Origin of the sequence: Streptomyces sp. H39-C1 (genome assembly GCF_027158125.1) — a bacterium.
Lineage (GTDB): Bacteria > Actinomycetota > Actinomycetes > Streptomycetales > Streptomycetaceae > Actinacidiphila > Actinacidiphila fildesensis.
Map to the genome: position 1 here is coordinate 1 of NZ_JAPVLS010000277.1, position 943 is coordinate 943.

Consider the following 943-nt stretch of genomic DNA (forward strand, 5'->3'; position numbering starts at 1 on the left):
GCTCACCATCGTCGGCGGTGGACGCCGAGAGGCTGTCGAGGTACCCCTTGGGCAGCGGGGAGCGGATCACGGCGAGCCGCCAGTAGAGCGGGCCCGCGATCAGGTCAAGGGACAGGTCCGCGTCGGTTCCCGCCGCCAGTTCGCCGCGCTCGACCGCCTTGCGCACGACGGCCGCCGAGATACCGCGCTGGGTGTCGCGCAGCGCCGTCTGCAGGGCCGCGGCGATCTCCGGATTGCGCGCCGCCTCGGCGAGCAGATCCGGGATGATCTGCGACGCGACCGGATGCCGCAGGGCGCGCGCGGTGACCTCCAGCAGTAACCGGACGTCACCGAGGAGCGAGCCGGTGTCCGGTGCGGGCATGCCCTGGACCGCCACGGCGGACACCGTGTCGAGGACCAGCGGCAGTTTCGAACGCCAGCGCCGGTAGACCGCGGCCTTGCCGACGCCGGCCCGGCGGGCGATCCCCTCGATGGACATCCGGCCGTAGCCGACCGCCGCCAGCTCGTCGAAGACGGCGCTGCGGATGGCGTCCGTCACGTCCTCCCGGAGCACGGCGGCTCCCGCGGGGGCGCGACGAGGGGTTCGGGGCTCCGTTGGCATGCCACCGAGCCTAGCGTGACGTGGCGACGGAACGGTTGCGTTCCATTCAACGGATGCTCTACCGTCGGACCACACGACGAGACGGATCCGTTCCGTCGTGTCGTGTTCACTCCCCGTTTTCGCCTCGAACGAAAGCGCGTCACATGACCTTGCACACGGACGCCCCCGCGGCGGCGCAGGACCTGGACAGCCCGGACGGCGGGCTGTCGGCCGCTGAGCTGGCGGCGAAGTACGGGCTGTCGGTCAGCGGTGCCCGGCCGGGCCTCGGCGAGTACACCCGGCAGTTGTGGGGCCGGCGGCACTTCATCAACGAGTTCGCGAAGGCGCGGACGCAGGCGCAGT

General features: G+C 71.8%; 1 protein-coding gene and 1 pseudogene. One reads left to right on the top strand and one right to left on the bottom strand.

Annotation, left to right across the window (positions count from 1 at the left end; all coding sequences use genetic code 11):
- Positions 1 to 601: TetR/AcrR family transcriptional regulator (locus O3W51_RS48175; protein ID WP_269290441.1), on the bottom strand; the 601-nt coding region annotated here is incomplete at its 3' end.
- Positions 602 to 744: 143 nt separating this feature from the next.
- Between O3W51_RS48175 and O3W51_RS48180 the strand changes: the two are divergent.
- Positions 745 to 943: pseudogene (locus tag O3W51_RS48180) on the top strand (ABC transporter permease); the annotation flags it as partial.